The sequence below is a fragment of the Myxococcus sp. CA005 genome, assembly GCF_006518205.1.
Classification (GTDB): Bacteria; Myxococcota; Myxococcia; order Myxococcales; family Myxococcaceae; genus Myxococcus; species Myxococcus xanthus.
The window spans coordinates 32,503-46,078 of record NZ_SRLV01000033.1; the positions used below are offsets into that span (position 1 = coordinate 32,503).

The window sequence follows — 13,576 nt, forward strand, 5'->3', positions numbered from 1 at the left end:
TGCCCGCTACGGTTGACTGCCGTACCAGGACTTGCGCCACTCAATCATCTGACCGATCTCCTTCGTCTGTGCGTCGATGATTCCGCGGGCAAGTGCGCGAATCTCCGCGTTGCTGGTCCGCCGAAGCGCGACGCTCGCCATCAGAATGGCGCTTGAGTGGTGCGGCATCATCGAATCGATGAACGCCTTGTCGACGTCCGGTTGTCGCGCGAGCTCGGCGGTCATCAGCATGCCGCTGTTTTGCATCTCGGACTCGCTCATCATCGTCGGCACATCCGAGGAGCCGAAGTTGGCCTGCTTGAGGGCCTTCAGTTCCTCGATTTCTTGACGCTGGTCCTGAATCATTTTCGTGGCCAGCGCCCGGAGCTCCTGACGCGTGCCGCGTTGCTCCTCGACCATGGCCATCTCGGTGGCCATTTGGTGGTGCGCGGCCATCATGTCGATAAACCGCTCGTCGGAATAGTTGCCGTCCACGACGAGCCGCTCGGGGGCAACGTCACTGTCCATGGACATGCCCCCGTGCGACTCGTCATCTCCACACCCCGCTACTGCTGCGAGGAAGACGACCACCAGGGCGCTGCATAGCATTGAGGATTTCATACGTTCACAGCCTCCAGGTCGGACGCCTGGCATCCGCGGTGTGCCGAATTGCCAGAGGCGTCCGCCGCGCCGGATGCTGTGCATGGAGGTGGCCCGTGGCATCTGTGAGCGGCGGAGTTACAGGCCACCTCACAGGGGGGGAGCCACGCCAATCACCTCGTACCTCGAGATGGGTCAGTTCTTGCGGAAGACAAGTCCGTTGGGCTGAGTGCCCACGGTGAGCGTCTTCCGAACGGTGCGCGAGGCGACGTCGACGATGCTGAGCGTCCCCGCGGTCTGGTTGGTGATGAATGAGGTGGCGCCATCAGCGGAGAACGCGATGCCATGGGCTCCGGCGCCAGTGGCCAGTTCCCCCTGACGTGTCGTCGTACCTGCGGCGAAGAAGATGACCTTGCCGTTGTCGGTGTCCGTCACCCAGAGGTCCCCATTGGGGGCGGTGGCGGCCATGGCCGGCGTGAAGCCCAGCGGATAGGTGCGCGCCACATCGAGGGTGCTGGCATCAATGCCGGTGAGGCTCTTGCCGTCCTCGTTGTCCACGTACATGAGGCCGTCGTTTCCTGGCCAGGCGCCGACCGGGTTGGCCCCGACGGTCACCGTCTTCACCACCGCCTTGGTGGCCGCGTTGATGACGGAGACGTTGTTGGAGTCGCCATTGGCGACGAAGGCGTAGCGCCCGTCCTGGGAGAACGTCACCTCCGCGGGCATGTCGCCCACGTCGATTGTTTGCTTGGGCTCGAGCGTCTGGCTGTCGAGCACGACCACCGCGCCCGGCTTTGCCATCAGGGCCGTCCACACCTCGGTGCCGTCCGGCGAGAAGGCGCCGTTGTGGGTCATCACGTCGAACTGCCGCGTAGCCCGCGTCTTACCCGTCTTCGCGTCCAGCAGGAGGAGCTTGCCAGGCATGCTGTGACCGCCGTGCCCGCCGCCGTGCCCGCCGCTCAGGTCCATGCCGGGGACCGCCACCACGAGCAGGCTCCGGTCCGGGCTGAGGCTGATGTGGTGGGGATAGGTCATGTCCTTCAATCGAAGGGTGCTGGTGACCTCCTGCCGCTCCACGTCAATGACGCTGAGGGAGTTGCTGCCACCATTCACGACGAACACGGCGTCCTTTTCGAGGACGGGGAACGAGTTCGGGTCCTTGTCGGCGCAGCCACTCATCGCCAGCGCAGTCAGGAAGGGCATCATCCACAGTGTCGGCTTCATGCGTTCCATTTCGACGGTCCTTTCGGCGGAATCATGTCGACGGCATCTACAGAGGCAGTGTCCGGTTGTGAATGCAGCTTGATTGCATGTGTTGCTTAGGGTGACTCCTTGAAGTCATCGGAACGCAGGCCAAAGCGCTTGAGGAGCCGGTGGAGGCTCTCGCGCTCCATGCCCGCGCGTTCAGCAGCCCGCGTCACATTGCCCCCGAATTCCCGCAGCAGGGCGATGAGGTAATCGCGCGATGCACGGTCCCGCGCCAGGTCCACCGCCTCCCGGAAGGGCATCTTCACCAGATGGTCTACGGGCAGTGCTCCCTGTTGTCCGCCCGTGACTTCAGGGGGGAGTGCGTCAGGGCCCACTCGGGAGCCAGTGGTGATGGCCACCGCGCGTTCGATGGCATTCTCTAGTTGGCGCACGTTGCCCGGCCAGGTGTACCCGGTGAGCGCACGCAACGCGTCCGGCTCCAGGCCATCCACCGGCTGCCGGTAGGTCTTCGCCGCCTTCTGTACGAAGTGCATGGCCAGCAGGGGGATGTCCTCGCGCCGCTCCCGCAGGGACGGCAGATGCACCGGGAAGACATTGAGCCGGTAGTAGAGGTCTTCGCGGAAGCGGCCCGCAGTCACTTCGGCCTTGAGGTCGCGGTGGGTGGCGGTGATGACGCGTGCGTCGATGCAGCGCGCAACCGCGTCTCCGACACGGCGCACTTCCTTGTCCTGGAGCGTGCGGTTGAGCTTCACCTGAACGGACAGGGGCAACTCTCCAATCTCGTCCAGGAAGATGGTTCCCCCGGAGGCTGCCTCGAAGAGACCGGCCTTGGTCTCTACCGCGCCAGTGAAGGCGCCCCGGGCGTGACCGAACAGCTCGCTCTCGATGAGTTCGGAGGGCAGCGCGCCGCAGTTGACCGCAATGAAGGGCCGGTCCTTGCGTGGGCCGTCGTGGTGGATGGCCCGCGCCACCAACTCCTTGCCCGTCCCCGTCTCCCCGGTGATGAGCACCGTGATGTCCAACTGGGAGGCGCGCTCCAGCAGGCCGTAGAGCGCACGCATGGGCGCGCTCCTGCCAATGATGTTCTGGAAGCTGTAGATGCCCTCCAGCTCGCGCCGCAGTGAGGCGGCCTGCTCCTTGAGCCGCTTGCGCTCGACGGCGCGGGCTACCACCAGGGACGCCTCGTCCGGGTCGAAGGGCTTGGGCAGGTAGTCGTAGGCCCCCTCCTTGATGGCCTCTACCGCCTTGGGGACGGAGGCGTACGCCGTCATCAGGATGACCTCGGTGGTGGGCGCGTGCTGCTTGACGGCCTTGAGCACCTCGAAGCCGTCCGCTCCTGGCATTCGGATGTCCGTCACCACCACGTCGAACGGCTGCGTCTGGATGAGGGAGAGCGCACGGCCTCCGTCTTCAGCCGTCCTCACCTGATAAGCGTCACCGAGAATGCGGGTGATGAGGTGGCGCATGTTCTCCTTGTCGTCGACAACGAGAACACTCGGTCTGTCCGTCACGGCGTACTCCGGGGGAGATGCAGGGTGAATTCCGCACCACGTCCAGGCAGGTTGCGCGGCTGGATGCGCCCACCATGGGCCTGGGCGATGGCCTGCGACACCGCCAACCCCAGCCCGGTGCCATGGGGTTTGGTGGTGAAGAAGGGCTCGAACATCCGCTTCTGTGCCTCGGGAGAGAGGCCGGGCCCGCTGTCGCGGAATGAAAGCGCCACCTCGCCTTCGTGGGCCTGGATGGCCACTGTCACCTGTCCAGAGGGACCTGCGGCCTCCATGGCGTTCTTGACCAGGTTCGTGACCACCTGCCGCAGCCGCTGCGGATGCCCTGCCACCTGGGCTTCGCCTTCCACCGTCAGGGATGCCGCGGAGTGCTGGGCGGACTCCCGCTGCCGGGAGACGACTTCCTCCACCAGCTCTCGCAGCTCCAGCGTCTCGCCCGGGACCTGGAGGGGCCGCGACAGGTCGAGCATCCCCTCCACGATGTCACGGCAGCGCAGCGTCTCCTCTTCGATGATGCGCAGGTCGTCCGCGAGCGCACCCTCCGCCTTGCGCTGAAGCAGGCGCACGTAGCCGAGGATGACCCCTAGGGGATTGTTGATTTCATGCGCCACGCCCGCCGCGAGGCGGCCGATGCCCGCCAGCCGCTCGCTTTGAACCAGGCGCTCCTGGTGCTCGCGTAGCGCGGCGGTCATCCGGTTGAACTGCTGCGCCAGCCTTCCGAACTCATCCGGGCGGTCCAGCGCGATGCGAGTCATGAGGTCGCCCGCGGCGATACGGGCCGCGCCGGCCTCCAGCAGTGAAACCGGGCGGGCCACCGAGCGGCCGATGTAGAGGCCTACGCCCGCCGCGAGCAGGGCGGCGGCGGCCAGGATGGCGACCGTCCACTGGAAGCTGGCGTGCTGGACCGTGCTCGCGTGCTCCTCGAAGTTGCCAATGGCGCGCTCGTAGTGCGAGGCCAGGGTGTCCGCGCTCTCCTGGATGACGTCGACCAGTTCCAGGGCCCTGGCGTGTTCACGGGCCGCGGTGGCGTGGTCCTCGCGCAGCACGGCTGGCACGAGCGCCTCGCGGAAAAGCCGGTCCAGCTCCGTCGTGGTGCGGCGCATGGTCTCCACCTGGGCGCGTTCCTCGGAGGTGGTGGCCTGGGCTTGTACCGCTTCGAGCCGCTCCATGGCACGGTGATAGGCGCTGTCATAGAGCGGCAGGTGGCTGGCGTTGCCGAGGATGACGGTGTGCGCCTGGTGTGCGTAGAGGTCTCGCACCGAGGTCGCGAGCGACAGCGTGGTGCGCACGGCCGTTTCCTGCCGCCGCACGCTGTGCAGGGCCTCGTGGATCTCCGCCATGCCCTCGAGCGCGGCATAGGCTGCCGCGCCGAAGGTCAGGACGAGGAGCGAGAAGGCGTATAAGAGCCTGCGAGCGGTTCCGGACACGACATCCCCTGGCGAACGAAGGTAGGGATTTAGCAACAGGCAGGCCAATGTGGTGCGCGCTGCAAGTGGCTGAACTCATTCCTGGGCGGCGTTCCCTCATCGTTGCGAGAAAAGGGCCGGGTGTGACCAGGCTGGTCACACTGTAATGGGCCGGGGGCTCGACTTCAGGTCTGGCGAACGCGGCGCTGTCGGAATGGCGCGGCTCGCTTACTGGGAACCCTCCGCATGGACGTCCACGAGCGTCATCATCCCAGCCTCGGCGTGCTCTTGGATGTGGCAGTGGAGCATCCAGGCCCCCACGTCCTGCGGGAACATCGCCACATCCACCGTCTCTCTTGGACGAATCAGCACGGTGTCGCGCCAGTGTCCCTCGTCCACCGATGCACCATTGCGTGCCACCACCCGGAAGAACTGGCCATGCACGTGCATGGGGTGCAGGCGGGAGGACTCGTTGACGAAACGCAGCGTGGCCCATTGGTGGGCAGGGAGCCGGTAGACCTTGTGGTGCGCGGAGGCATGCTCCCCCTCGTGGTGGAACGCCTCGTCATTGATGGTCCACTCGATGCCGAAGGGGCCTCCTCGCCTCGCATTCAGCCGAAAGGTCTCCGCGGGTTGCAGTGCACGCGCTGGAGAGAGGTCAGGACTCGGGGGCGGGGCAACTGCTGCCACTTCGGGTGGCCGCACGACCTCTCCAGACACCACCAGCGTTGCGAGAGGGAACGGCCTGCGGGTGAAGTGGTCCATCACCTCCATGCGCTGGTTGCTCAGCGCCTCGGGAACGGTGAAGTCCAGGTCGACGCGGTTCCCTGGAGCGAGCTCCAAGCGGGAGGCCGGCTGCGGCCGGTCCGTGGCCAGCCCGTCGATCGCGATGACAGATGCGCCCAGCCCTTCGAAGGAAGGCGCGAACACGCGCCCGTTTGCAACGTTGACCATCCGCAGTCGCACCCGCTCGCCGGGCTGCAGCGGGACTTCTGGCTGGACAGCCCCGTTCACCGTGGAGACCTGCCCCCAGCGGCCGTCGTGCGCGAGGTCGTGGCGCGTGTTGAATCGGCCGTCAATCTGGCCACTCGCGTCGAGTCGCCAGTCGTCGAGCACCCAGACGAGCTCGCGTGAGAAAGGACCGGGCTTCTGGTCCTCCACGATGAGCACGCCGAACAGCCCTCGCTCGACTTGCTCGCTCCCGCGCAGGTGCGGGTGAAACCAGTAGGTTCCTGCGTCCTTCACTTTGAACTCATAGAGGAAGGTTCCCCCAGGTGGGATGGGAGGCTGGGTCACCCCGGGCACGCCGTCCATTCCGTTCGGAAGACGGATGCCGTGCCAGTGAATGGTCGTCGGCTGCGGCAGCTTGTTGGTGAATCGCACGCGGACCGTGTCGCCATGGGTGGCGCGAAGGGTGGGGCCGGGTACCTGGCCGTTGTAGGCCCAGACCTCCAGACTCCGGCCATCCAGGAGCGGGAGGGCTGTCGGGGCCGCGACGAGCTCGAACTCGCGCACGCGGCCCGTGGACGGGGTGTCTTCAGGGTAGGGCGGTGCCACGCGCGGCTGCCGGAGCGTCGCCATGGCGGCATCATCCTCCTGGCCGAGGCCGAGTGCCGCGAGCATTGCGAGGAGGGCAACGAGAGCTGCCGCGATGAACCAGCGATTGCGATGCATGAAGCCTCTTCACGAATGGATGGAAGCTGCGGGCGAGGAGGGGACCAGGCCGCCGTGGTGGCGTGGCCCGGCCCCGAGGCGCGTGACCTCGGTGCGCAGCCTGCCCGGAACGGCGGTCTACTGGATGGTGACGAGCCCGCTGATGTGGTCCATCGCGCAGGCGTAGCGCAGCGTGCCCGACTTGCTGGGGGTGAACTCCACGGTCACCGGCGTGTCCATGGGGAGCGGCTTGTTGATGCCCAGGTCGGCCATGACGATTTCCGTGGCGCACGTCTTGGCCGTCTTGCGCGTGACCACGAGGCGGACGGGCTGCCCCGCCTTCACCTTCACGTCCGAGGGCTCGAAGCCCTTGGGGGTCACCGTGAGGTCCACGGTCTGGACGCCATTCCTGGTGGCCGGGGCCGAGGCGGGCTTCTGTGCGGGCGCAGCGGCCTTCTTGGCCGTGCCTCCGAGCGCGGAATGATCGCCGTGCTTGGCGTGCTCGCCGTGGCTGGCGTGCTCGCCGTGCTTGGCGTGCTCGTCACACGCGACCGCGGGGGCCGCGGCAATCAGGGGGAGTGCAGCAAGGAGTCCCATCAGGCTCTTCTTCATCGCTTGGTTGCTCCCAGAGTGAGGATGCTCTCGAGGACGTCCGGCATCCCGTGAAGTCGGTCCGCTGGAGCACAACGCGTGCCGAGGGCTGAGCGAGCCTGTTCATGCGGGGTTGCCGTGGCGCGGCACCTGTCCGGAGTACCCGGATGGGTTTCGCTGTAACCGTCACGGTCACAGGTGGAACGTGGAGCAGCGTCGTTCCACGGAGCCGTGAAGTGCCGTTCATGGCCGACACGCTGCGGGTGGCGCACGAGGCGCTGGCCACCGCGGCTGGCCCTCTTCGCAGGTGTAAGCCTTTCGGGGGAGGCGCGTCAGTGGGGTGACCCGCTAGCTCGCGGGCAGGAGGAAGCCCCATGAATGCCGTTGAAGCAGCCTCGTCCCGGTCTCCCGCGGGCGCCCTGGAGCGGATGGACCTCGCCGTGTCGGGTATGACGTGCGCCGCATGCGCGCGCCGCGTGGAACGCACTCTGAGCGAGGTGGAGGGGGTCCAGGAGTGCAGCGTCAACTTCGCCACCCGCCGTGCCAGCGTACTCTTCGATGCTCGGGCTACGTCCGTCAGTGCACTGGCCGATGCGGTGGCCGACGCCGGCTATCGCGCTGAGGTGCCGCAGGCTTCCACCGCCGAAGAGACGGACGCCGCGGAGGAGCGAGGGCTCCGGCGCCGGCTCGCCGTGGCCGTGCTCTTCGGCTTGCCGGTGGTCGTGCTGGCCATGTCCCACGGAGCGCTCGACTTCACCGGTTCCATCTGGGTGCAGCTCGGCCTGACGGTGCCAGTCATGGCGTACAGCGGTGGTCCCATCTTCCGGGCGGCGTGGGCCGCGTTGCGGCACAGGTCGGCCGACATGAACGTCCTGGTGGCGCTCGGGACCGGCGCGGCTTTCATTTTCTCGGTGGTGGCCACCGTGTGGCCGACATTCATGGTCACCGGGGACCACGGAGGTCATGGTGGGCACGGAGCCGCACCCCCCATCTACTTCGAGGCGGCGGCCGCGGTGATTGCCTTCGTACTGCTCGGCCGCTTCCTGGAGTCGCGAGCACGCACCCGGGCAGGGGATGCCATCCGGCGGCTTCAGGCGTTGGCCCCTTCCATCGCCACCGTGCTGGAGAATGGCGTCGAGCGAGAGGTTCCTCTCGCCGAGGTGCGGGTGGGGGACCGTGTGGTGGTGCGTCCGGGGCAGTCCATCCCCGTCGATGGCTCCGTCGTGGACGGGGCCTCCTCGGTGGACGAATCCATGCTCACGGGGGAAAGCCTGCCGGTGGAGAAGGCCGCGGGCGCGGAGGTCTTCGCCGGGACGATGAACGGCACGGGCCGCCTGGTCTTCCGCGCGGCCAAGGTGGGGAGTGACACCGCGCTCCAGCAGATTGTCCAGGTGGTGGAGCGGGCCCAGGGCACCAAGGCGCCCATCGCGCGCCTCGCGGACGTGGTGAGCGGCGTCTTCACTCCGGTGGTGCTGCTCATCGCCATCGCCACGTTCGCGGCCTGGTTCGTCTTGGCCCCCGAGGAGACGCGCCTGACGATGGCCCTGCTCAACGCGGTGGCCGTGCTGGTCATCGCTTGCCCGTGCGCCCTGGGCCTGGCCACGCCTGCGGCGCTCATGGTGGGGATGGGGCGGGGTGCGCAGCTCGGAGTGCTGGTGAAGAGCGCCGCTTCGTTGGAAGGCGCGAGCCGTATCGACACCGTGGTGCTCGACAAGACGGGCACGCTGACCCAGGGGCGCCCGGCGGTGGTCCGCGTCCTCACCGCGAGCGGCATGACGGAGGAGGAAGTGCTGACCCTCGCCGCCGCCGCCGAATCGGCGAGCGAGCACCCGCTGGCCCGTGCCGTCGTGTCCGAGGCCTCCAACCGGGGCCTGAAGGTCGGAACGCCCGAGTCGTTCACCGCCACTCCGGGACATGGCGTGGAAGCCGAGGTTGGCGGGCGCAAGGTGCTCGTGGGCAGTCGTCGGATGCTGGACGGACGGGGCGTGTCCGGGAGCGAGGACGCCGAGCGTGTGCTCACGACGGACGGGCAGACGCCCGTGCTCATCGCGGTGGACGGGCGCTGGGTAGGCGCCATCGGCATCGCGGATCCAGAGCGGGAGGAGGCCGCCACGGTGGTCCAATCCCTGCGGAGCATGGGGCTGCACGTGGTGATGCTCACGGGCGACCATGAGGGACCGGCCGCACGGGTGGCGCGCGCGCTCGGCATCGACCGGGTCTTCGCCGGTGTACTGCCGTCCGGCAAGGCGCACGTGGTGCGTACGCTCCAGGCGGAGGGACGGCGCGTGGCCATGGTGGGGGATGGCATCAACGACGCGCCGGCCCTGGCGGAGGCGGACCTCGGAGTTGCCATGGGGACGGGGACGGACGTGGCCCGGGATGCCGCGGGCGTCGCGCTGCTTCGCTCCGATTTGCGAGGACTGCCGGCCGCACTCGGGCTGGCTCGCACCACGATGCGGGTCATCCGACAGAACCTGTTCTGGGCCTTCCTCTACAACGTGCTTGGCATCCCGGTAGCGGCGGGGTTGCTCTACGGCCTGACAGGCTGGCTGTTGTCACCAATGCTGGCGAGCGTGGCCATGTCCCTGTCGAGTGTGTCGGTGCTGCTCAACAGCCTGCGTCTGCGGCGCCTGCGCCTGCCAGCGCCCCAGGCGGCCTGAGCCAGACCTTCCTCACGAAGTCCCCACGGCGCCACGGTCCTCCATTCGGGACCGTGGCGTTCGTGCATTCACGGCACCTGTAAGAGCCCGGCTCTTGGCCCGTCAACAGGGGTGAACGCGGTGGACATGAGGGCGCGACCTGCTCCCTGGCCCGCCGCGTGGAACCTGCGTCCAGGGAGAGAGCGTCATGTTGGATTCTATCGAAGTGGGAGTCGTCTCTGGCAGCGTGCTGGCCGCGGCGGCCACCGTCCTGTTCTTCTTCGGCCCGCGCCAGCGCACCCGGGCCCGGAGCGAGGTCGGCGGCGCGCAGGAAGTGGACCTGATGGTGGACGGCGGCTACCGCCCCGACCGCATCGTGGTGCGCGCGGGCGTGCCGGTGAAGCTCAACGTCCTGCGCACGGACCGCTCCGCGTGCTCGGAGCAGATCGTGCTCGGCGACCTCGGCGTCTCGCGCACGCTGCCCACCGGGCGCGTGGTGACCATTGACCTGCCCGCGCTCACGCCCGGCGCGTACGACTTCACCTGCGGCATGAGCATGCTGCGCGGCCGCCTCATCGCAGAGGTTTGAGCCCCGGACCTGTAAGTCGCCGGCCCCTGCCACGTCCAAGGAGCCGAAGCCGGTCACCTGCTCCGAAAGGAATCCCATCATGAAGAAGCTCCTCGTCCTCTCCTTGTTGTCTCCCCTCACCGCCTGCGCCGCCGCTCCCTGGAGCGCGCTCGACGAGGATTCCACGTCGCCCACTTCCTTGCGTGCGCCGGAGGCCCCCCGTCCGAATCTGGTCGCTGTGCTGACAGATGCTGATCCGCTGCGCGCGCCGTCGGGGATTGCCTCCGACGACGGAGTCCAGGGGAGCGACCACGCGGGCCATCACGGGCACCCAGGCGGTCATGGTGGCACCGCTCGGCAAGGCAACACGACGGGGCATCCCTCTGGGCACTCTGGCCATGGCGGGCACACGGGGCATGGCGCGAAGCAGGGGAGCGCTCACGATGGACACGGGGGGCACTCCGGTAGCGCCCCGGATGCCGGCAGTCCCGCCCCCAGCCACGACCATCACCAGCACTAGCCGCCCGCGACGGAGAGAGAGGCACCATGAAGACCTGGTCATCGTCACGCTGGAAGCGGCCCGCCGCAGGTACCCTCGTTGCATCCATGCTCACATTGGGGGGATGCGTCACCGTTCCCCTGGCGAATGATGCGCGTGACGTGCACACGACGCTCAGCGCTCGTTGGACGCCTGGGGACCCGATGGCCGGGCTCACCAGCGAGGCCCTCCGGGGAGAGGACGCGGACGCGGCAGTGCGGGCGCTGCTGGCCCAGCCGCTCACCGCCGACACGGCCGTCCGCATCGCGCTGCTGAACAACCGCGACCTGCGCGCCGCGATGCACGCGCTGGGCATCGCCACTGGCAACCTGGTGCAGATGAGCCTTCCTCCCAATCCAGAGGTGGAACTGGAGATGCGAAAGCCCACCCGTGGCGGGCAGCCGCTGCAAGGGGACATCGGGCTCGAGTACGACCTGTCCGAGCTCATCCTCCTGCCGCAGCGTCGCGGGGTGGCCCAGGCCGAGCGCGCGGCTGAGCGCGCACTCACGGCGGGCGAGGTGCTGCATGTGGCCTACCGCACGCGCCTGGGCTTCTACGAGGTCCAGGCCCGGCACCAGCAACTGGAACTGCGCAACCGGGCGCTGCAGGTCGCACAGGCGGGCTACGGCACGGCGGTGGAGCTGGAGAAGGCGGGCAACGTCCGCGCACTGGAGGTGGCCACCGAGCGCTCCGCCGTGGAGTCCGCGCGCCTGGCCGTGGCCGAAGCCGAGAACGCCCTGCTGGACTCGCGCGAGGCCCTCAATGTGTTGCTGGGCCTCTTCGGTCCCCGCACGCAGTGGACGGTGGATTCGCCGCTGGCCGACCCAGTCAACGACCTGGATTCGGGGGAGGGGCTGGAGGCGCGCGCCATCGAGGCGAGCCTCGACCTGGCCGAGCTGCGCGGCCGCATGGAGGCCGCCGACCGGCGCCACAGGCTCGCGCGGACGGAGGGGTTTCTGCCCCACCTGTCCGGCGGCTTCCACGGCGAGAAGGACGAGGACCGGTGGGAGATGGGGGCGCACCTCACGGTGGGGCTGCCGCTGTTCGACCGCAAGCAGGGCGTGCGCATGGCGGCCCTTTCTTCGCGTGAGTCCTTGAAGGCCCGTTACGAGGCCACGGCCACCGCAATCCGCGCCTCGCTGCGCCAGGCCAGCGGCCGAGTGGAGTCCACGGGGCGACGAGCGCGGCACGTCCGTGACGTGCTCCTGCCGGCCCGGCGCCAGGTGCTCGACGAGACGGTGCTCCAGTACAACGCCATGCAGGTGGGCGTCTTCGAGGTGCTGCGTGCCCAGGCCGCCGTGACGGACACGGCCAGCACCTACGTGGAGACGCTGCTCGACCACCACCGCGCCCGCTCGGCGCTGGAGCAACTCCTGGCGGGCCGTCACCAAGGCTTGGAGTTGGGCTCCATCCGCGTTTCGTCGATGAGCGCGAGCTCCGGTCCAGCCGCCGCGGCGGACGCGCACTGACCTTCGCATTCACGGCACTTCGACATTGAGAGGACACACCACCATGGACCGCAGACAGTTCATTCAGCTCGGCGCGCTCGCTGGGGGCACGCTGGTCGCAAGCCAAGCCCTCGCGCAAGGACAGTCCCACGCCGTGCCTTCCGCTCCCGTCAGCGCACGCGCCAGGACGCCGAGCATCGTCGCTCCGGGCGGGCAGGTGGCCGTCACCACGCCCAACGGCTCCACGCTACCCTGGAGGAAGGTGGGGGGCGTGAAGGTGGGCCACCTGGTGGCCATGCCTGTGAAGCACACCTTCGCCCCTGGGCTGGAGGTGGAAGCGTGGGGCTACAACGGCTCGACGCCAGGGCCCACCATCGAGGCGGTGGAGGGAGAGCGCCTTCGCATCTACGTCACCAACCGGCTGCCTGAGCCGACCACCGTGCACTGGCACGGGCTCATCATTCCCAATGGCATGGATGGCGTGTCCGGGCTGAACCAGCGCCCCATCGCCCCCGGAGAAACGTTCGCCTACGAGTTCACGCTGAACCAGCCGGGCACGTACATGTATCACCCGCACTACGACGAGATGACCCAGATGGCGCTGGGGATGATGGGCATGTTCATCGTCCATCCGAAGCGTCCGCGCGGCCCGAAGGTGGTCCGCGACTTCGCGCTGATGACGCACGAGTGGAAGGTGCTTCCAGGCATGCGCCGGCCGGACCCCAACGCGATGAGCGACTTCAATGTCCTCACGTTCAACTCCAAGGCCTTCCCGGCCACCGAGCCGCTCGTCATCGGACGCAGGGAGCGGGTGCGCATCCGCCTGGGGAATCTGTCCGCCATGGACCACCACCCCATTCACCTGCATGGCCTGTCCTTCGAAATGACGGGGACGGATGGGGGCTTCGTCCCCGAGTCCGCCCGCTACCCGGAGACTTCGATCCTGGTGCCGGTGGGGAGCACCCGGGTCATCGAGTTCGTCGCGGACGAACCGGGTGACTGGGCCATGCACTGCCACATGACCCACCACGTGATGAACCAGATGGGACACGCGGGTCCGGTGACGCTGGGCGCTGACGCACGGGCCATCGACCGGCGGGTGCAGGCGCTGGTGCCGGGGTACATGACGATGGGGCAGGATGGCATGGGCGGCATGGAAGAGATGGGCATGCCAATGCCGGCCAACAGCATTCCCATGAAGGGCGGAAAGGGGCCCTTCGGCCCCATCGACATGGGCGGCATGTTCACGCTCCTCAAGGTGCGCGAGAACCCGGACACCGAGGATGGGAGCGGCTGGTACGTGCACCCGAAGGGGACGGTGGCGGAAAAGGCCGACCCGGTGCGCATGGACGCGGACGGCATCAATCCGGACGTGCGCTTTGGTTGATGGCGAAGGGGGCAGAGGACGGCTTGCACCAGGTCCTCTGTCCCTGTACC

10 protein-coding genes are annotated in these 13,576 nt (G+C 68.0%); 4 read left to right on the forward strand and 6 right to left on the reverse strand.

The features are described from left to right. Positions 1-6: 6 nt before the first annotated feature. The 6 genes from FMQ63_RS16800 to FMQ63_RS16825 form a co-directional block, all read right to left on the reverse strand. Positions 7-633, reverse strand: a complete 627-nt coding sequence (locus tag FMQ63_RS16800) for a DUF305 domain-containing protein (RefSeq protein ID WP_331274236.1) — start codon at positions 631-633, stop codon at positions 7-9. A 141-nt stretch (positions 634-774) separates the two neighbouring features. Then, positions 775-1,803, reverse strand: coding sequence for a PQQ-binding-like beta-propeller repeat protein (locus FMQ63_RS16805; protein ID WP_020480725.1), 1,029 nt, complete (start codon positions 1,801-1,803; stop codon positions 775-777). 95 nt (positions 1,804-1,898) lie between these two features. Continuing rightward, positions 1,899-3,299 carry a sigma-54 dependent transcriptional regulator gene (locus FMQ63_RS16810; RefSeq protein WP_011553451.1) on the reverse strand — a complete coding sequence of 467 codons (1,401 nt, stop codon included), beginning with the start codon at positions 3,297-3,299 and terminating at the stop codon, positions 1,899-1,901. Continuing rightward, complete coding sequence (locus FMQ63_RS16815; protein ID WP_020478766.1) at positions 3,296-4,723, reverse strand: sensor histidine kinase; 1,428 nt, start codon at positions 4,721-4,723, stop codon at positions 3,296-3,298. The genes FMQ63_RS16810 and FMQ63_RS16815 overlap by 4 nt, the downstream gene beginning before the upstream one ends. 207 nt (positions 4,724-4,930) lie before the next feature. After that, positions 4,931-6,283, reverse strand: coding sequence for a multicopper oxidase family protein (locus FMQ63_RS16820; RefSeq protein ID WP_228556438.1), 1,353 nt, complete (start codon positions 6,281-6,283; stop codon positions 4,931-4,933). Between the two features lie 210 nt (positions 6,284-6,493). Continuing rightward, a complete protein-coding gene (locus tag FMQ63_RS16825) occupies positions 6,494-6,967 on the reverse strand; it encodes a cupredoxin domain-containing protein (RefSeq protein WP_011553454.1) in 474 nt (157 codons plus the stop codon). A gap of 353 nt (positions 6,968-7,320) precedes the next feature. Here FMQ63_RS16825 and FMQ63_RS16830 point away from each other — a divergent pair, with 353 nt between their 5' ends. From FMQ63_RS16830 to FMQ63_RS16845, 4 genes are all read left to right on the forward strand, one after another. Then, complete coding sequence (locus FMQ63_RS16830) at positions 7,321-9,606, forward strand: cation-translocating P-type ATPase (RefSeq protein WP_011553455.1); 2,286 nt, start codon at positions 7,321-7,323, stop codon at positions 9,604-9,606. A 187-nt stretch (positions 9,607-9,793) separates the two neighbouring features. Next, positions 9,794-10,174: a cupredoxin domain-containing protein gene (locus tag FMQ63_RS16835; protein ID WP_011553456.1), complete on the forward strand. Its 381-nt coding sequence runs from the start codon at positions 9,794-9,796 to the stop codon at positions 10,172-10,174. Between the two features lie 585 nt (positions 10,175-10,759). Further along, positions 10,760-12,160: a TolC family protein gene (locus FMQ63_RS16840; RefSeq protein WP_020480723.1), complete on the forward strand. Its 1,401-nt coding sequence runs from the start codon at positions 10,760-10,762 to the stop codon at positions 12,158-12,160. Between the two features lie 43 nt (positions 12,161-12,203). Then, positions 12,204-13,526 carry a multicopper oxidase family protein gene (locus FMQ63_RS16845; protein WP_011553458.1) on the forward strand — a complete coding sequence of 441 codons (1,323 nt, stop codon included), beginning with the start codon at positions 12,204-12,206 and terminating at the stop codon, positions 13,524-13,526. Positions 13,527-13,576: the final 50 nt, after the last annotated feature.

Coding starts and splice junctions, on each gene's coding strand:
- FMQ63_RS16830 (WP_011553455.1), top strand. CDS start 7,321: ATGAATGCCGTTGAAGCAGCCTCGTCCCGGTCTCCCGCGGGCGCCCTG.
- FMQ63_RS16805 (WP_020480725.1), bottom strand. CDS start 1,803: ATGAAGCCGACACTGTGGATGATGCCCTTCCTGACTGCGCTGGCGATG.
- FMQ63_RS16845 (WP_011553458.1), top strand. CDS start 12,204: ATGGACCGCAGACAGTTCATTCAGCTCGGCGCGCTCGCTGGGGGCACG.
- FMQ63_RS16840 (WP_020480723.1), top strand. CDS start 10,760: ATGCTCACATTGGGGGGATGCGTCACCGTTCCCCTGGCGAATGATGCG.
- FMQ63_RS16825 (WP_011553454.1), bottom strand. CDS start 6,967: ATGAAGAAGAGCCTGATGGGACTCCTTGCTGCACTCCCCCTGATTGCC.
- FMQ63_RS16800 (WP_331274236.1), bottom strand. CDS start 633: ATGCCAGGCGTCCGACCTGGAGGCTGTGAACGTATGAAATCCTCAATG.
- FMQ63_RS16835 (WP_011553456.1), top strand. CDS start 9,794: ATGTTGGATTCTATCGAAGTGGGAGTCGTCTCTGGCAGCGTGCTGGCC.
- FMQ63_RS16820 (WP_228556438.1), bottom strand. CDS start 6,283: ATGGCGACGCTCCGGCAGCCGCGCGTGGCACCGCCCTACCCTGAAGAC.